16 protein-coding genes are annotated in these 18,187 nt (G+C 51.7%); 13 read left to right on the plus strand and 3 right to left on the minus strand.

Annotation, left to right across the window (positions count from 1 at the left end):
* Both HMPREF1292_RS07610 and HMPREF1292_RS07615 read right to left on the minus strand, forming a co-directional pair.
* A complete protein-coding gene (locus HMPREF1292_RS07610; protein WP_021352556.1) occupies nt 1–342 on the minus strand; it encodes a hypothetical protein in 342 nt (113 codons plus the stop codon).
* 101 nt (nt 343–443) lie between these two features.
* A complete protein-coding gene (locus HMPREF1292_RS07615; RefSeq protein ID WP_023019402.1) occupies nt 444–1,316 on the minus strand; it encodes a peptidylprolyl isomerase in 873 nt (290 codons plus the stop codon).
* 222 nt (nt 1,317–1,538) lie between these two features.
* Here HMPREF1292_RS07615 and tpx point away from each other — a divergent pair, with 222 nt between their 5' ends.
* The 3 genes from tpx to hisS are packed head-to-tail and all read left to right on the plus strand — an operon-like array spanning nt 1,539 to nt 4,030.
* The gene (gene tpx / locus HMPREF1292_RS07620; RefSeq protein WP_024272709.1) at nt 1,539–2,039 is read left to right on the plus strand and encodes a thiol peroxidase; all 501 of its coding nucleotides are present in this window, start codon (nt 1,539–1,541) and stop codon (nt 2,037–2,039) included.
* Between the two features lie 51 nt (nt 2,040–2,090).
* Nucleotides 2,091–2,744 carry an MBL fold metallo-hydrolase gene (locus HMPREF1292_RS07625; protein WP_023019404.1) on the plus strand — a complete coding sequence of 218 codons (654 nt, stop codon included), beginning with the start codon at nt 2,091–2,093 and terminating at the stop codon, nt 2,742–2,744.
* Nucleotides 2,745–2,755: 11 nt separating this feature from the next.
* Nucleotides 2,756–4,030 (plus strand): histidine--tRNA ligase, encoded by a 1,275-nt coding sequence (hisS, locus tag HMPREF1292_RS07630; RefSeq protein ID WP_023019830.1) that lies wholly within the window; start codon nt 2,756–2,758, stop codon nt 4,028–4,030.
* Here the strand turns inward: hisS and HMPREF1292_RS07635 are convergent.
* Nucleotides 4,027–5,436: an L-serine ammonia-lyase gene (locus HMPREF1292_RS07635; protein ID WP_023019406.1), complete on the minus strand. Its 1,410-nt coding sequence runs from the start codon at nt 5,434–5,436 to the stop codon at nt 4,027–4,029. The two genes, hisS and HMPREF1292_RS07635, sit on opposite strands and share 4 nt — an antisense overlap.
* Nucleotides 5,437–5,827: 391 nt before the next feature.
* On the opposite strand from HMPREF1292_RS07635, the gene aspS reads away from it, so the two are divergent.
* From aspS to HMPREF1292_RS07685, 10 genes are all read left to right on the plus strand, one after another.
* Entirely contained in the window at nt 5,828–7,633 is a 1,806-nt protein-coding gene (gene aspS / locus HMPREF1292_RS07640) for an aspartate--tRNA ligase (protein WP_023019407.1), read from the plus strand.
* A gap of 87 nt (nt 7,634–7,720) precedes the next feature.
* Nucleotides 7,721–8,971: a phosphotransferase gene (locus tag HMPREF1292_RS07645; protein WP_023019408.1), complete on the plus strand. Its 1,251-nt coding sequence runs from the start codon at nt 7,721–7,723 to the stop codon at nt 8,969–8,971.
* Nucleotides 8,971–10,413 (plus strand): replication-associated recombination protein A, encoded by a 1,443-nt coding sequence (locus HMPREF1292_RS07650; RefSeq protein WP_023019409.1) that lies wholly within the window; start codon nt 8,971–8,973, stop codon nt 10,411–10,413. The genes HMPREF1292_RS07645 and HMPREF1292_RS07650 overlap by 1 nt, the downstream gene beginning before the upstream one ends.
* Nucleotides 10,414–10,479: 66 nt before the next feature.
* On the plus strand, nt 10,480–13,152 hold the full coding sequence (alaS, locus tag HMPREF1292_RS07655) for an alanine--tRNA ligase (RefSeq protein WP_023019410.1): 2,673 nt from the start codon (nt 10,480–10,482) through the stop codon (nt 13,150–13,152).
* Between the two features lie 134 nt (nt 13,153–13,286).
* Entirely contained in the window at nt 13,287–13,817 is a 531-nt protein-coding gene (gene ruvX, locus HMPREF1292_RS07660) for a Holliday junction resolvase RuvX (RefSeq protein WP_021352544.1), read from the plus strand.
* Nucleotides 13,818–13,832: 15 nt separating this feature from the next.
* Entirely contained in the window at nt 13,833–15,029 is a 1,197-nt protein-coding gene (gene mltG, locus HMPREF1292_RS07665) for an endolytic transglycosylase MltG (RefSeq protein WP_023019411.1), read from the plus strand.
* A complete protein-coding gene (locus HMPREF1292_RS07670) occupies nt 15,022–15,867 on the plus strand; it encodes a shikimate dehydrogenase (protein WP_023019412.1) in 846 nt (281 codons plus the stop codon). The genes mltG and HMPREF1292_RS07670 overlap by 8 nt, the downstream gene beginning before the upstream one ends.
* 50 nt (nt 15,868–15,917) lie before the next feature.
* The gene (locus tag HMPREF1292_RS07675; RefSeq protein WP_023019413.1) at nt 15,918–16,376 is read left to right on the plus strand and encodes an A24 family peptidase; all 459 of its coding nucleotides are present in this window, start codon (nt 15,918–15,920) and stop codon (nt 16,374–16,376) included.
* 8 nt (nt 16,377–16,384) lie between these two features.
* Nucleotides 16,385–17,644 (plus strand): chorismate synthase, encoded by a 1,260-nt coding sequence (gene aroC, locus HMPREF1292_RS07680; RefSeq protein WP_051137469.1) that lies wholly within the window; start codon nt 16,385–16,387, stop codon nt 17,642–17,644.
* Nucleotides 17,641–18,174, plus strand: coding sequence for a shikimate kinase (locus HMPREF1292_RS07685; RefSeq protein WP_021352539.1), 534 nt, complete (start codon nt 17,641–17,643; stop codon nt 18,172–18,174). The genes aroC and HMPREF1292_RS07685 overlap by 4 nt, the downstream gene beginning before the upstream one ends.
* Nucleotides 18,175–18,187 lie beyond the last annotated feature (13 nt).

Genomic DNA, 18,187 nt, shown 5'->3' on the forward strand with positions numbered 1-18,187 from the left:
TTAGATTACCTTCAAGCTCTTCAAGAAAGCGAAGATCGTGCTGGCAACGCCAACGACACCGGAGATGGCCTTCAAGATTTTGTTGAAGCTATCAAAGTTGAATCCACCTTCGCCGGTTGAAGAGCCGTTGCCGGTCTCCTTGGCGCCAGTTCCGGATTCTTTGGTGTCTGCATCATTTGAAGAGCCGGCGAAGGTCTCAGAGATGTTAGAGCTAAATGTTGCAGTTTTGTTCTGAGCAGGCTGTCCCTCAACAGCGATAGCTGGAGCGGCAGTCAGGGCAGTAGTGGACAGTGCGAGGGCAGTTGCGCCGGCCAAAACTGCCTTGCGAGGGGAAAACTTCATATTGCCTGAATTCCTTAGAACTAGATGTGTCTGGACTTTGCTCAGCATAACGCAGGTTCCTCTCTGCTTGCAAGTGTTTTCACTAGGAGATGTCAGATTGTTTAAGACTCCTGTACAACAGCTTTCTTGATTCGGACTTCTTCAGATGGTGTACCGTCACCGGAGCCGTCCTCGGTGCCGGCTTGCGCAATTGCGTCCAATGTCTTCAGTCCCTCGTCGTTGATTTGTCCGAAGTAGGTGTAATTGGCTTGTAGCGGGGAATCTTTATAGTTCAGGAAGAACTGTGAACCATTGGTGCCGGCGCCTGCGTTAGCCATGGCAATGGATCCACGGGGGTATACAACTTGAGTTGACGCGGCTTCATCTCCAAATTCATCAGTTGGGTATTCGTTGGCGAACTGGAATCCCGGACCGCCGGAACCTTGGCCTGTTGGATCGCCGCATTGCAAGACGTGGATTCCAGAAGTAGTCAGGCGGTGGCAGACGGTGTCATCGTAGTACCCCGCGTTTGTCAAATGTTCGATTGCATTCACCGTGCATGGCGCTACTTCGCGGTCAAGCTCCATGCCGATTTCGCCCTGCGAGGTTTCCAACGTGACATTTACGTGCCCCCGTGCAGAAACTTCATCCGTATCCGGAATGCCTGCGTCGGAAGCCCCATTTTCGGCGTCGCGCTTCTCATAGGTGCAAGTCACGGTTTGGGGAAGTTTTTCGGAGCGCTCCAATGCGAGGGGCTCTACATCTGGAGCGTCTGGGGTTGTGCTTTCTTCTTCTGCAGTAAGATCCGCCTCGTCACCGTCCCGGGTTGCCAATAACCAAATGCCTCCCACTAAAACGACGATTGCGAGTGCTGCGATCGCTGCTATTCCCAAAGGGCGGGATTTTTCTTTACGTTCGCGAGACTTGAGCGCTTTGTCGAGTTCGTCAAGCGATTCTGCGCCTCGTTGTTGGTTGTTTTGTTGTTTCTTTTCCACTGTTGGACTTTCTACTAGCGGTTACTGTCCTGAGCCTAGGCATCTGCGAAGAGTTTAACGAATATGGCTGACAGTTGGGGAGCATAAGTCTTTGCAATATCTTCAATAGCACTGAGGATTTCATGACAGACCACCTGCGACTTGCTGCCGATAAGTCAGAAATGAATACAGTGGCCACCCAAATGGTGGCGGGATTTCCTAGCCATGATTACTATTGTGGGCATGGCTACTACTAAATTTCACGATGAAGAAACTGCTACCGTCGGAGAGCTGCCAAAGGTCGGTGACAAGCTGCCTGACTTTACCGTTGTTGGCTCCGACCTGCAGGAATTTTCTTTGGCGGATTTCTCTGGCAAGAAGCTAGTTCTCAATATTTTCCCGTCCTTGGACACGGGTGTTTGTGCAACTTCTGTGCGTCGTTTCAATGAAGAAGCTGCCAGTCTCGAGGACGCTGCCGTTTTGGGAATTTCCGCGGATTTGCCAATGGCACACGGTCGGTTTACCGATGCAGAAGGCATCGATAACGTTAAAACGGGCTCGGTCTTCCGCTCCAGCTTTGGCAAGGATTATGGCGTCACACTCGAGGGATCCCCGCTGAAGGGATTGCTCGCTCGCACCGTGATCGTCGCTGATGCGGAGCACACCATCACCCACGTGGAGCTTGTAGAGGAAATTACCTCTGAACCTAATTACGACGCCGCTTTGGAAGCGTTACAGAAATAGCTCTGTATACGACAGTGCGGTGGCCCGGCAATAATCCGTTAAAATCTGCCCATGGAGATTTCTGGATTTGCTGCAGGGCCGTATAAAACCAACTGTTATATTGTTTCAGATAATGGGCGTGCGATCGTGGTTGATCCCGGAATGCATGCTGTAGACCGCGTCGTGCAAGCAACTGAATCGTTGCAGCTCGAGGCGGTTTTTCTGACCCATGGGCATTTTGACCACACGCGATCCGCCGGTGATTTAGCCGCGAAATTCGATATTCCGGTTTATATTCATGCTGCTGATGAATTCTGGTTGAATGATATGACCGATCTGCCTTCCCAGATGCAGGCGCTATTCGACGTAGCTAACATGGTCCCGATTAAAGACTTGCGTATTATCGGAACCCCAGGTTCGCGCAACGAACCAATATCGCTCGAATTGCTGGGACATCATTTTCGTGTGGTCCACGCACCAGGACATTCACCTGGCTGTGTGATGTTGCAAAACGAAGATGTTATTTTCTCTGGTGACGTGCTGTTTCGGGGAGCTATCGGTCGGACTGATCTGCCTTTTTCAGATCAGCAGGCAATGATTTCTTCTTTGCGTGAGGTTGTCGCAGTTTTGCCTGATGAGCTAGCCGTCTTGCCTGGTCACGGTCCTACAACCGTAATGAAATACGAGAAGGCTACCAATCCATTCTTAGCGGAGTATAGGGGCTAAACTGGTTGCCTGTGAGTACTTCGAAATTCAAAGCAGCAGCCCCGAAGGGTGTGCCAGATTATGTTCCGCCACAGTCAGCGACGTTTGTGAAAGTGCGTGACACGTTAGTGCATCATGCTCGTTTAGCAGGATTCGAGCATATTGAGCTCCCGATTTTTGAAGATACACAGCTTTTCGCCCGAGGCGTAGGTGAATCAACCGACGTGGTATCGAAAGAGATGTATACTTTCGCAGACCGTGGTGATCGTTCTGTGACTTTACGTCCGGAAGGTACTGCGGGGGTGGTGCGTGCTGTCATCCAGCATGGTCTCGATCGTGGTCCTCTGCCAGCGAAATTGGTATACAATGGGCCGTTCTTTCGCTATGAACGGCCACAAGCAGGTCGCTATCGGCAGCTCCAACAAGTTGGCGTTGAGGCGATTGGTGCAGATGATCCTGCACTGGACGCTGAAGTAATAGCGATTGCAGATCGGGCATATAAAGCGCTTGGTCTCCGTGGTTACCGTTTGGAAATCACTAGTTTGGGTGACCACAATTGTCGTCCGCAATACCGTCAGAAGCTGCAGGATTTCTTGTTTCAGCTAGATTTAGATGAGGAGACTCGTAAGCGTGCTGAAATCAATCCTTTACGGGTACTGGATGATAAGCGTGAAACGGTGCAAAGTCAGCTTGCCGACGCGCCCCTAATGCTGGATCACCTTAACGACGAGTGCCGTGCTCACTTCGATGCGGTAACGAACTATCTGGATGAGATGGGAATCGAATACACGATTAACCCTCGTATGGTTCGTGGTTTGGATTATTACACGAAGACTTGCTTCGAATTCGTCCACGATGGTTTGGGTGCACAATCGGGCATTGGTGGTGGCGGCCGTTACGACGGGCTGATGGCTCAACTCGGCGGACAGGAACTGTCAGGTATAGGCTTCGGTCTGGGAGTTGACCGCGCGATCCTGGCATTGGAGGCCGAAGGTATCACGCTGAAAGGAACTGAACAGAGAGTTGAGGTTTTTGGTGTTCCGTTGGGCGAAGTTGCCGGTGCTCGCATGCCACTGTTGCTGAACTCTTTAAGGCAAGAGGGTATTTCTGCGGATATGGCCTACGGGGGCAAGGGAATGAAAGGGGCCATGAAAGCTGCTAACCGTTCCGGCGCGGCCTATGCCTTGGTGCTTGGCGAGGCAGAGTTAGCCGAGGGCGTGGTGGCGGTTAAAGACCTTGCTGCGCACCAACAAACCGAAGTCCCAGCCGAACAACTAGGGAAGTGGCTACTCGAGAAACTGCGTTAGCACTCGACCTGACTGACTGTAAAGCCTAAGGTTTTTGCTAGGCCGCCAATGGATGTTTCTTTGTATTTAGAGAGCATATCGCGGCCAGTTTCAGCCATTGTATTGATCGCATTGTCCAGTGTGACATGGTGGGTGCCTTCGCCGATCTTGGCTAGACGTGCAGCGTTGATTGCTTTCACTCCGCCAATCGCGTTGCGCTCAATGCACGGAATCTGCACTAATCCACCGACTGGGTCGCACGTTAACCCGAGGTTGTGTTCGAGTGCTATTTCCGCGGCATTTTCAATTTGTGCCGGCGTGCAACCCAGTAGTTGTGCCATTCCTGCAGCGGCCATGGCTGAAGCAGAGCCCACTTCGCCTTGACAACCAACTTCTGCACCCGATATTGAGGCATTTTGCTTGATGATCATGCCGATAGCGCCAGCGGTTAGCAGATAGCGTCGGGCGGATTCCCTGGTGAAATTGGCTTGGAAATCGCGGGCGTAGTGCAAAACTGCAGGAATGATTCCGCAGGCACCGTTGGTGGGTGCAGTTATCACACGACCGCCTGCAGCATTTTGTTCGTTTACTGCTAACGCGTAGAGATTGACCCATTCCATAGCGGAAAAACCGTGCGACGTGTCATCGACAGCGTCGAGAAGCTGCTCATAGACTCGGTGTGCACGGCGCGGTACATGCAATCCGCCAGGTAAATGTCCTTGGGTAGCGATGCCTTCGGTTACGCATGAACGCATAACATCCCACACAGTGGTCAAGTGGTTATTGACGGAATCCAGGCCACCGTTGTCTTTATGTAAAGCCTTTTCATTGGCTTCGACAAGTTCCCAAATTTCCCGGCCCGATTCTTCGCACATGCGCAGTAGTTCCGCGCCTGTCCTAAATGGGTATGGTACTTCTGACTGCCCATCAGCTGCAGCCATACCGGCAGGTACTTCGTTGTCTGTTTCGAGTTCTTTATCTAGCTCTTCTCGCGTGAGGATAAACCCTCCGCCGACAGAAAAGTATTCGATTCCGTTGGCAAGACATTCTCCTTCGGCGTCCCATGCGCTAAATACCACGGCGTTGGGGTGTTGTGGAAGGGGCTCATTAATGAACCGTAGTTCGTAGTGGATTTCCCTATCAGGGCCGGTGGCTGACCCTTTAGTTGGAATGGGTTGGTCTGCTCGGGGTTCGGCGTCGAGTGGTACATCAAGCGGATCCCAGCCGACGAGGCCAAGAATAACTGCACGGTCAGTGGCATGGCCACGTCCAGTAGCGGCTAAGGAACCACGGAGTTCGGCTTGGACTCGGTGAGGAATGGCCGTTAAAGAATTGATGAATGATTTTGCTGCACGCATGGGGCCAACCGTATGAGACGAGGATGGTCCGATGCCGATGGAGAAAATATCAGTCACACTTATGGTCATAGAGATGCCCTCGATTCTTTTATGGGTGTGCACTCTTGCTTTTCGCTGGACTAACCGAGTAAGAAAAATTGTTTAACAATTTTCGAAGCTTGAGGGGTCTAGTCTACGTGCCTTTGAGCCGAACTATCTAGGTGCCAGATTCCCGTAATTTTGTGTGATCGAAATATAAATCGTGAATATGCGTACAAGGCTGTCTCCATGGAAAAATTCGTTCGTCGACAGATTAACCCCGGCATGTGAAGAGTAATAATCAAACAATGTAGGATTGGGACAGTCTAAATATGGTTCAGCGCCCCTTGTTGCGCTAATGTTACCGCTTACGCGTTTGCGGTGCGGTGAGACAAGCAATGCGTGAGAACCATTCGACCCTATGGAAGGATTTTCGATAATCGTGCTGCGCACACATTCAGCAGGACAGCTTGGCAAAGACCTTGCAGGAAACTCAGTAACCCTTGCCGGATGGGTTGCTCGTCGCCGTGACCACGGCGGCGTCATCTTTATCGACCTGCGAGATCATTCTGGATACGTGCAAGCTGTATTTCGTGATTCACAGGTCGCCGAACAAGCCCATGCGCTGCGTTCGGAATACTGCATCGCGATCACCGGAGAAGTAGAGCCACGTCCAGCTGGATCGGAAAACCCAAACCTGTCATCCGGTGAGATTGAAGTTAACGTCACTGAGCTCAAGGTCTTGTCAGCCTCTGAAGCGTTGCCATTCCAGGTCGAAGATGCTTCGTCTAACGACGTAGGCGAAGAAGCACGCTTGCGTCACCGCTATCTGGACCTCCGCCGTCAGAAGCAAGCAGAAGCGTTGAAACTGCGTTCACGTGCTAATCAGGCTGCCCGCCGCGTGTTGGACAAGCATGATTTTTTGGAGATTGAAACCCCAACTTTGACTCGTTCCACGCCTGAAGGCGCACGGGATTTCGTTGTGCCAGCACGTCTGAAACCAGGGTCCTGGTATGCACTACCGCAGTCCCCGCAGCTTTTCAAACAGTTGTTGATGGTTGCAGGCATGGAACGGTACTACCAGATCGCGCGTTGCTATCGAGATGAAGATTTCCGTGCGGATCGGCAGCCAGAGTTCACTCAGCTTGATGTCGAAATGTCATTCGTAGACCAGGAAGACGTTATTTCCCTGGGTGAAGAGATTGCTGCTGAGCTTTGGAACCTAATCGGACATGAGATTACGCGCCCAATTCCACGCATCACCTACGCTGATGCCATGCGTAAATACGGCTCAGATAAGCCAGATCTACGCTTCGATATTGAGATCACCGAATGCGCCGACTTTTTTAAGGACACAACTTTCCGCGTCTTTCAGAACGAATATGTCGGCGCAGTAGTAATGCGCGGAGGAGCCAACCAGCCACGGCGACAGCTAGATGCTTGGCAGGAGTGGGCTAAACAGCGAGGCGCTAAGGGGCTTGCTTATATCTTGGTTGGTGAAGACGGCACGCTATCCGGGCCTGTCGCTAAAAACATCACCGAGACAGAACGTGAGGGAATCGCAGCACACGTTGGAGCGAATCCTGGAGACTGCATCTTCTTTGCTGCTGGCGATACCAGGTCTTCTCGTGCACTGCTGGGCGCTGCTCGCAATGAGATTGCACAGAAACTAGGCCTTATTAAAGATGGCGACTGGTCGTTCGTTTGGGTTGTTGATGCCCCATTGTTTGAACCAGCGGAAGCCGCTGTAGCTGACGGCGATGTCGCATTGGGCGACTCGAAATGGACCGCGGTGCATCATGCTTTCACCTCCCCAAAGCCAGAATGGATCGACTCTTTTGATGAGAATCCAGGTGAGGCTACTGCCTACGCTTATGATCTGGTCTGCAATGGCAATGAGATCGGTGGCGGTTCGATCCGTATCCACAACAAAGATCTGCAGGAACGGGTATTCAAGGTTATGGGCATCAGCGAGGAAGATGCCCAAGAGAAGTTTGGCTTCCTATTGGAAGCTATGAGCTACGGTGCACCTCCACACGGTGGAATCGCCTTTGGATGGGACCGTATTGTTTCGTTGCTCGGCGGATTTGACTCCATTCGTGATGTCATTGCGTTCCCGAAGTCCGGTGGCGGTGTAGACCCATTGACTGATGCACCAGCACCAATTTCTGCTGCACAACGTAAGGAAACCGGAGTGGATTATAAGCCGAAGGCCGGAAAACCGCAGGCAGAAAATCCGAAGGCTTAGTCTTTTTCGGTGCCTGTTTTCGGTTTCTTCCCACCGCGCGGCTGATAGCTATTTCACTCTCCAGTTGCGGAGAGCCTGCAAAAAACTATGAGCAGTGCGGTATTACCACATTATGGAGTAAGTAGAGTGCCTAGCAAGGAACAATTAGTACGTATCGCCCAAGATTTGCTATCGCACCGATTTGGCGGTTCCCAACGCCTTGAAAATGTTGAAGTGCTTGCAGGATCTGGAGAATCCACGGTGTTGCGTGCACAGGTTGCCAGCCAACCATTTTTGCAGCACCGCACGGTGGTATTGAAATTTGTTCCAATGACCGGCGAGGTACTTTACGACGCTGCTTTGATGCGCGAAGTGGTGGCCTACCAATTCACAACGGCTCTTCCAGAGAATGTCCGTCCTGGCCCGGTCCTCTTGGCTTATGATATGGATGAGCGGTTAGTGGTGATGACAGATTCCGGGGACGGCGATACCTTTGCTGAGCTGTTAGAAACCGCTAAGCAGGACACACGGGGTCATATTTTACGTAACCTTGGTAGTTCGCTTGGGCGCATGCATGCTGGTACTGCAGAGCGCGAAAAGGAATTCGATATTCTGACTTCGCGCATGCTTAAACACCACCCGCAATTTAGTGAAAACCAAGGCGTTCGGGATGCGGCCTTAGAAAAGTCGATTCTATTAGGTGAGCAGATCTTAGAGCACTCTGGATTTGTTTTACCACAAGCTTTTCGCGACGCCGCGCAGATTGCGCGCAAGCGGGTACTAGGGGGATCGGCCCGAGCATTTACGCCATTTGATTTGTCACCGGACAATATTATTGTCTCAGACAGAACTCATTTTTTGGATTATGAATGGGCTGGATTTCGGGACGTGTCTTTTGACATCGCTTGCGTCATTGCGGGCTTTCCACAGTTCGTTTTCACCCATCCTATTACTGACGATGAAGTTGAGACCTTCATCTCAGCTTGGAAACGCGAGATCAAAGGTGTATTTCCTAAACTCGCTGAGCCAGAGTATCTCCACGGCAGAGTGTTAGCTGCGCTTGTTGGTTGGGGCTTGTCGACACTCGCGACGATGGCTGCCGGGAACTTGAGTGGGGTCGTCGGGATGTTAGAAAAAGGCGACGATATTACTGCAGATCTCGAACATGCGGCGAGACTATTACGGGTTGGTGCAGCCGACAGTTTCACTGAAGACGAAATACTCGCGCGCCGCGATATCTTTGAAACTTTCGAAGCTATGTCGAGGTATGGCACGTATGGAGGTGCAGCTTTTAGTATTCAGATTGCAGAGTTCGCCCGCAGCATTGCTCAGCGCGTCGAAAAGCCTGGTTGGAAGTAATGAGTCAGGATTCATTGTTTGGTTCTGCCCGTCTTGGATCCGATACAAACGATCCAAGCGAGGATGTGCAAAACCTTCGCGGAACACAGCTCTTCCAAACTGGGGACGATGCACCGTTGGCAGCTCGCATGCGTCCAAGGGCATTGGACGAGGTTTTGGGGCAGGGGCACCTCCTAGATGAAGGCAAACCGCTGCGCAGGTTAGTGGAAGGTTTCGGCCGTAGTTCAGTCATACTCTATGGTCCACCTGGAACGGGAAAAACTACAATAGCTTCACTTATAGCTGCGCAAATGAATCATAATTTTGTGGGTTTGTCCGCATTAGATTCGGGGGTTAAGCAAGTCCGCGAAGTCATTACCGTGGCACGTCGTGATGCGCAGCTTGGCAAGAAGACCGTGCTATTTCTAGACGAGGTCCACCGATTCTCGAAAACACAGCAGGATGCTCTTTTAGCTGCGGTAGAAAACCAAACCGTGCTTTTGGTAGCTGCGACAACGGAGAATCCCTCGTTTTCGGTTGTGTCTCCTCTGTTATCTCGTTCTTTGTTACTGACTCTGCAACCACTGGATAATTCTGCTGTTGCTGAACTCGTCCGTCGGGCAGTTTCTGATAATCGTGGACTCGCGCGTCGCGTGGAGATTTCAGATGCGGCCGTCAAGGACATCGTGCGCATGGCAGGAGGGGACGCTCGTCGCGCCTTGACATACCTAGAAGCCGCTGCAGAATCTGCTTTGGCTGAAGAATCAGCTGTAGATGGAGATGCGACTCAAACTGCTGTTTATCGGAACGATGAACAGGATACTCCCGAAATTACCGCAGACATGGTGGCACAAAGCGTCGACAAGGCTTTGGTCCGGTATGACCGTGATGGTGATCAGCATTATGACGTATCCAGTGCCTTGATCAAATCAATCCGTGGTTCCGATGTCGACGCCGGGCTGCATTACCTTGCACGCATGATTGAGGCAGGGGAGGATCCCCGGTTCATCGCACGCAGGTTAGTGATTTTGGCAAGCGAAGATATTGGTATGGCCGATCCGCAGTCGCTGCAGGTTGCAGTTGCAGCAGCCCAAGCGGTGCAACTTATCGGGATGCCTGAAGGAAAATTAACTCTCGCACAGGCAGTTATTCACCTTGCAACTGCACCGAAGTCAGCGAGTGTATATCAAGCGATTACTGCAGCACTGGGGGATGTTCGCGCGGGGAAAACTGGAATGGTGCCAGCTCATTTGCGTGATGGACACTATCAAGGGGCAAAACGCCTCGGGAACGCGCAAGACTATGTCTATCCGCATGATGATCCGCGCGGTGTTGTCAAGCAACAATATATCCCGGATGGGTTAGGCGACGCAGTTTATTACCAGCCTACTGACCACGGTAATGAGAGCCGTATTTCGGAATACCTGGGCAGACTGCGTAGGTTGGTACGAGGTAAGAAATAAGAACGAGAAGCGAGTTAGTAGACTCGCTTCTGAAAACGATTTTGACAAAGAGAAAAGGACTTCGCAGTGAAAACTCATGAGATTAGAGACCGATTTATTCAGCATTTCGCGCGTCGTGGACATGAGGTTGTGCCGAGCGCTTCATTGGTTTTAGACGATCCGAATTTGCTATTCGTGAACGCGGGTATGGTTCCATTCAAGCCGTTTTTCTTGGGGCAACAGAACCCTCCGTACCCGAATGGGACTGCGACCTCGATTCAGAAGTGCGTCCGTACTCTTGATATTGATGAAGTAGGTATTACGACGAGGCACAATACTTTCTTCCAAATGGCTGGTAACTTCTCGTTTGGTCAGTATTTCAAAGAAGGCGCCATTACCAATGCCTGGTCTCTGCTGACCAACTCGCTGGCTGATGGTGGTTTAGGGCTTGCCCCGGATCGCCTTTGGGTTACTGTCTATGAGACCGATGATGAGGCCGCCGAAATCTGGCAAAATGTTGTCGGAATTCCAGCTGAACGCATCCAGCGAATGGGTGTTGAAGACAACTATTGGCACATGGGCGTACCAGGTCCGTGCGGACCATGCTCCGAGATCTATTATGACCGCGGACCAGAGTACGGTATTGAAGGCGGCCCCGCAGCCGATGAACACCGGTATATGGAGATTTGGAACCTCGTATTCATGCAATATGAACGTGGTGAATCGACTGGCTCCGGTAAGGGCGATTTCGAAATTCTGGGGGAGTTGCCAGCGAAAAACATCGATACTGGCTTAGGCATCGAACGACTGGCTTGTCTGCTTCAGGGCGTAGATAATGTGTACGAAACTGATCTGTTACGCCCAGTGATTTCTGCAGCGGAGAAGCTCACTGGTGCCGATTATGGTGCTAAGCAAGGCGATGACGTACGGTTCCGGGTTATTGCTGATCACTCGCGCACCGCGATGATGCTAATTCTCGACGGCGTAACACCGTCGAATGAAGGCCGTGGCTATATTTTGCGACGCCTTCTACGCCGGATTATTCGTTCTGCTCGTCTGCTTGGTGCCCGTGCTGAAACCATCAAGACTTTTATGTCGACCGTGATGGATACGATGGAACCGTCCTACCCAGAAATTCAAGAAAGCCGCGAACGAATTCTGGCTGTATCTTCAGCAGAAGAACGAGCTTTTTTGAAAACGCTGGAATCGGGAACAAGCCGCTTTGATGAGACCGCACAACAGCTTAATCAACGTGGCGAAAAGGTACTCACTGGCTCAGACGCCTTTTTGCTGCACGATACTTACGGCTTTCCCATTGACTTGACGATGGAAATGGCGGCAGAGGCTGGCTTAGACGTGGACATGGACGGTTTTCACACCGCCATGGCCGAGCAAAAAGCGCGGGCGAAAGCTGATAATAAGGCGAAGAAAAATACCCATGCTGACGAATCCGTCTACCGCGAATGGGTGGATAACCAACCCACTGAATTTGCGGGCTATTCAGAGCAAGCGACGAATTCCACGATCATCGGTTTGGTTCGCGACGGTCAATCGGTCACAACTGCCCACAGCGGCGAGAATGTGGAAGTTATTCTGGATGTAACCCCGATGTACGCGGAATCCGGAGGCCAACTGGCAGATCGAGGTACGATTACCGCGGGGGACGCCACCGTCGAAGTCACCGATGTGCAAAAGATTGCCAAAAAACTGTGGGTGCACCGTGGTCAGCTGCTAGGCGGTTCTATTGAAATCGGTCAGGCAGCGACGGCAGAATACGACCAGCAATGGCGTCACGGCGCACGGCAGGCGCACACAGCAACTCACCTTATCCACGGTGCTTTGCGAGACGTTCTTGGCCCAACTGCAGTGCAGGCGGGGTCGATGAATCGGCCGGGGTATTTGCGATTCGACTTCAACTACACCGAGCAGCTGAGCGCTGAGCAGATGGATCAGATTGCGACGATCACCAACCAAGTCGTCGACGCAGATTATCAGGTTAACACCATGGAAACTACGCTTGATCAGGCTAAGGAAATGGGAGCACTCGCGCTATTCGGTGAGAACTATGGCGAACGAGTTCGGGTAGTCGAGATTGCTGGCCCGTTTTCGACAGAGCTATGTGGCGGTACACACGTTAGCCATTCTTCGCAGATTGGTCCGGTTTCAGTTCTTGGCGAATCATCCGTGGGATCCGGCGCACGCCGAATTGAGGCCTACTCTGGATTGGATGCTTTCCGATATTTCTCGAAGGAAGCTGCATTGGCCCATGGTGTAGCGCAGTCGTTGAAAGCTAAACCCAATGAAGTCCCGGAACGAATCGAAGCACTAACCCGCAAGTTGAAAGATGCCGAAAAACAGGTAGCGGCTCTCCGACAACAACAAATGGCAGCACAGGCCACGGAATACGCAAACGATGCAGTGGATGTGAACGGAATTGCTGTTGTCTGTGCGCAATTGCCATCTGATGTTAATGGGGGGCAGTTGCGTTCGGTCGCTGCGGATATCCGTAATCGCATTAAAGACCGCCCAGCTGTGGTCGTTCTGGCTGCAGATAATGACGGTAAAGTGCCGTTCGTTGCTGCCGTAAGCTCGGCTGCAGTCGACAAGGGAATCGCAGCTGGCAAATTGGTATCTCTGTTTGGAGGCTATGTTGGTGGAAAAGGTGGAGGCAAACCAGACTTAGCGCAAGGCTCAGGGAACCTCGCAGCTGGTATAAACCAAGGCTTTGCGGCTGTGCGCGAGGAAATTTCTCAGGTTTAACGTGGTATTTCGAGAGGCTATAGGTCGTAATAGCCGAGCCGATCGCCATTTTGTTACCGTTTAGTTATAGAATACCTACGAAGCCTAATACAACGGACCTGTCGGCACCAGAAAGGTAGAACGTATACGTGAGTATGCCCGAGCCAGACGCGCCAAGCGTTGATTCTCCTAGCGACTATGCTTCAATCGCTGGGCGTCGAATCGGTCTCGATGTCGGTACCGTTCGTATTGGTGTTGCTGCTTCGAACCGTGAAGCGACAATGGCATTTCCTGTGGAAACTGTCCAGCGCAAAACTGGGTTCAAAGATCGCGACCAAAGCGATATCGATCGTTTACTCAGCCTGATCGAACAGTACGAGGCTGTGGAAATTATCGTCGGACTGCCTAGGGATCTACAAGGTCATGGCTCAAAAAGTGTAAAACACGCGAAAGAAATTGCCTTTCGCATCCGACGTCGTCTGCGTAATGCTGGTGTCGAAACCCCCGTAGTGTTCGCTGATGAACGATTAACTACCGTGGCCGCATCCCAAGCATTGCGAGCATCGGGTGTATCTGAAAAAGCCGGGCGAGCGGTGATTGATCAAGCCGCAGCTGTGGAAATTTTGCAATCGTGGTTGGATTCCCTTGCACTCGCCCGCCAGCGTGAAAACGACTCGCCGAACTAAGAAGAGATTATAGAGATGAGCAATCAAACTCGAGTGCGCGTAAAGCGCAGCATGGACCCGAAGTATGTCAAACGTCGGCAGCGGGGTCTTGCTGTCCTCATTGCGTCATTTATCTTGATAATCGGTGTGAGCGCCTATATTGCGTTCAATGTCGTTTTTGCTCGTGGAGGTGCATCTGTGGATGACTACGACGGGAACGGCAATGGCGTCGTTGCCATGGTGCAGATTAAAGAGGGCGATTCTATTTCGTCATTAGGCCCGGAGCTAGAAGAACGTGGCATTGTAGCATCTGATTCCGTATTCCAGACTGCTGCTGCTAGTAATCCAGACGCTGGAAATGTACAGCCTGGATTTTATCGCCTGGAAGAAGAGATGAGTGCTCAAGCTGCAGTCGCAGCGTTGCTGGATCCAGCTAAGCAGGTCGACCTGCTTGACGTTCACGGCGGCGCTACTTTGCAGGATGTCAACGTCAAAGGTGGTAATGTTCGGCTTGGGATATATAGCCAGATTTCCGATGTCAGCTGCGCAGATAATGAAGAGGATCAGTGTGTTAGCGCTGAAGAACTAGCATCTGTAGCCGCTAATAAAGACCCTGCGGATCTCGGCGCGCCTGAGTGGGCGCTGGATCCTGTCCGCGCGCAAGGCTCTGATCCAAAACGTCTGGAAGGATTAATTGCTCCAGGTCAATACGTCATTGACCCGAATATGGATGCAGAAGAAATCTTAACAGATCTGGTAACGCGAACAACCAAGCGGTACAACGATTCAAAAATTGTCGAACGTGCGCGAGCAGTGGGCTTGGAACCATATGAGCTATTGATTGCGGCTTCATTGGTAGAGAGGGAAGCACCAGCGGGCGACTTTGACAAAGTCGCGCGTGTGATTCTGAATCGTTTAGACGAACCAATGCGTCTAGAATTTGATTCGACGGTAAATTACGGGTTGGATGATGTAGAACTCGCAACCTCGGATGAAGATCGAGCACGCCAAACTCCGTGGAATACTTATGCGATGGATGGCTTGCCGGCAACCCCGATTGCTGCGCCTTCAGATGATGCATTACATGCTATGGAACATCCTGCCGAGGGGAATTGGCTGTTTTTCGTGACGATTGACAACAAAGGCACCACAGTATTCAACGACACCTTCGAAAAACACTTAGAAGATGTAGATCGGGCGCTCGAATCCGGAATCTTGGATCACCATGAGTAGTTCCGTTGCGAGTAGCTCGGAAATCGTGCACCGTGCAGCCGTGCTGGGGTCGCCGGTCTCTCATTCGCTCTCACCGGTATTACATAATGCTGGTTACGCTGCATTGGGGCTTGACCAGTGGCACTATCTATCCTTCGATGTTCCTAAAGGACAGTTAGCATCGTTTGTGGCTAATGCTGATCCCTCATTTCAGGGGTTTTCAGTCACCATGCCGGGAAAATTTGAAGCACTCCAAGTCGCCGATTCCGTCAGTGGGCGTGCCCAAATGATTGGTGCGGCGAACACCCTGGTTCGCCGCGAAAACGGCTGGTTTGCCGATAATACTGATGGAGATGGAGTGCTTGGTGCATTAAAAGAGCTGTTTCCACAGACCAGTAAACAATTGGAGCATGTCGTGGTGTTGGGATCTGGGGGAACTTCCCGGCCTGTCTTGTGGGCGTTGGGTACGCTCGGTGTTTCTACTGTCACCGTCGTAAACCGAAGGGATCGTAGTAATGAATGGGCTCCGCTAGCAGAAGCGGTCGGACTTAATTGGCGGACAATTAGTTGGGAAGACAAAGTTCCGGATAGTGATGCTGTGATATCGACTGTTCCTTCCGCAGCTTTGCTTGGTCATGAACGACGTGTTGCTCATGCACCGGTTCTCGATGTGATTTATGATCCGTGGCCGACAGCATTGACCACCCAAGCTGCTTCTAATGGGCACCGCAGCGTAGGCGGACACGTTATGTTGGCCTATCAGGCTTTTGGCCAGTTCACAGCCTTTACCGGAAAGTCCGCTCCCGAATCAAGTATGTGGGAAGCATTGGAAGGGGTACTTGCGTCTCGCATCGCATAATTGTGGCTTATAACCGGTTGCGTTAAGGACTTGCGGTAGCGTGAATAAGCATGGGGGGATTATCACTACATGCATTAGTTGTTCTTGCAATCGTGTGGGCTAGCGCTCTGATCTACTACGACTTGCGCTTTCACCGGTTGCCAAATTTACTTACCGTGCCTGCTGCATTGCTGTCGGTGGTTTGGGCTCTTTTTATGCAGAACACAGGTCAGATCCTCTGGTCTGCAGTAACCTGGCCGGCCTTGTATATTGCACAACTTGTTGTAAGTTTTTTCTGCAATGGGCGGGACGGATGTAATCGCGGAGTTGGTGGCGGTGACATCAAACTCGCCGTTCCCTTGGGGGTTGCCGCAGCCGCTGTCGGCAATGTTTTTGCTGTTTTACTTGCATCGATGACCGCAGCAATACTGAGTTTGTGCACTGCAACACTATTACGGCGCAGCTACGTTGCACATGGGCCATCTATGATATTGGCCACTGTGATGGTTTCAATAGTGTTTGTGGAATAATGGTGTCTATGCTTCGTTGGACAACCGCTGGGGAATCACACGGCCAAGCACTTGTGGCTGTCGTAGAGAATATGCCTGCACACGTTGAACTCACTTCAGATGATATTGCGCACCAACTCGCACGCCGTCGCCTGGGCTATGGGCGCGGGGCACGCATGAAATTTGAAGCAGATGAGTTAAGTCTGCTTGCAGGGATACGGCATGGTAAGACACTGGGCAGTCCAATCGCGATCATGATTGGTAACACAGAGTGGCCGAAGTGGGAAACTATCATGGCTGCGAATCCGGTTGATGTAGATGACCCCGAGATTGCTAAAGCAATGAGTTCGGGGCGTGGTGCGCAGTTGACGAGACCTCGTCCAGGGCATGCAGATTTCTCAGGCATGGTGAAATATGAGCATAGTGATGCTCGTAATATTCTTGAGCGTTCGTCTGCACGTGAGACTGCTGCGCGAGTAGCCTGTGCGACGGTTGCGCGTAATTTCTTACGGCAAGTTCTCGGCGTGGAAGTTCTTTCCCATGTAATCTCCATTGGGCCATCGCAACCCTATGATGGCCCTGCACCAACGCCGGATGATATTGACCGCATCGATGCTTCTCCAGTGCGTGCTTTTGGCAAAGATGCAGAAGAATCGATGGTCTCTGAAATAGAAGCGGCGAAGAAAGCTGGTGACACGCTTGGCGGCATCGTCGAAGTCGTTGTCGATGGTCTTCCTATCGGCTTAGGTTCTCATGTTTCGGGTCATACTCGACTGGATGCACAGCTGGCGGCAGCCTTGATGAGTATTCAAGCCATTAAAGGCGTGGAAATTGGTGATGGTTTCACTCAGGCTCGTTCACGAGGCTCAGCAGCACACGACGAATTTATGCATGCAGCATCTGGTTTAACCCGCGCGACGAATCGCGCAGGTGGTTTGGAAGGAGGGACTACCAATGGTGAACAGCTACGGTTACGCGCTGCTATGAAACCAATTTCTACTGTCCCCAGAGCTTTACGCTCCTTCGACATGAATACCGGCAAGTCTTCGACTGCTATTCACCAGCGTTCGGATGTCTGCGCGGTGCCTGCTGCCGGAGTTGTCGCAGAAGCTATGGTTGCCTTGGTACTTGCACAGGCGGTGCTCGAAAAATTTGGTGGCGATAGCGTTGCGGAAACGCGTCGCAATTTTCAGGCTTATCAAGAAAGCGTCGACAAGCGGTTTTCGTTTTTCGGAACTCAGTCGGCAGGAGGGGCAAGTACGGGACCAGTAGAAGAAGGGGACCAATGACTTCTGCAGAACAACCACGCCCTTCTGTCGTACTCGTTGGTCCTCCCGGAGCTGGAAAAACCACTATTGGGCGTCGCTTGGCGCGGGTACTGAACCAAACTTTTGTCGATTCTGATTCCGTAATTGAACAACGTGCTGGGAAAACCTGCGCCGAGATTTTCGCTGATAGCGGAGAAGATGCATTCCGTGAGCTGGAAGCCGAAATAATTGCTGAAGCATTACATGAGCCCGGGGTTCTTGCACTCGGCGGTGGCGCAGTTATACACGAAGGCACTCGTGGGTTGCTTGGAGAACAAACCGTAGTCTTTGTAGACGTCAGTGATGAAACCGGTATCGAGCGGACTACTCGACCGCACAACAGAGACCAGCGCCCGTTACTAGCTGGGGCTGACGCCAACGAACGGTACCGAAAATTAATGGCGCAACGGCGACCGTTGTACCGAGAAGTCGCTGATTATCGTGCGCGGACAGAGCAACGCAGCCCGCAGCAGGTTGTTGCCGATATTTTGGGATTCTTGGAAACCTTATAGCGCTTGGAAGGCA

This window comes from Corynebacterium sp. KPL1995 (genome assembly GCF_000477935.1).
GTDB classification, from domain to species: Bacteria; Actinomycetota; Actinomycetes; order Mycobacteriales; family Mycobacteriaceae; genus Corynebacterium; species Corynebacterium pseudodiphtheriticum.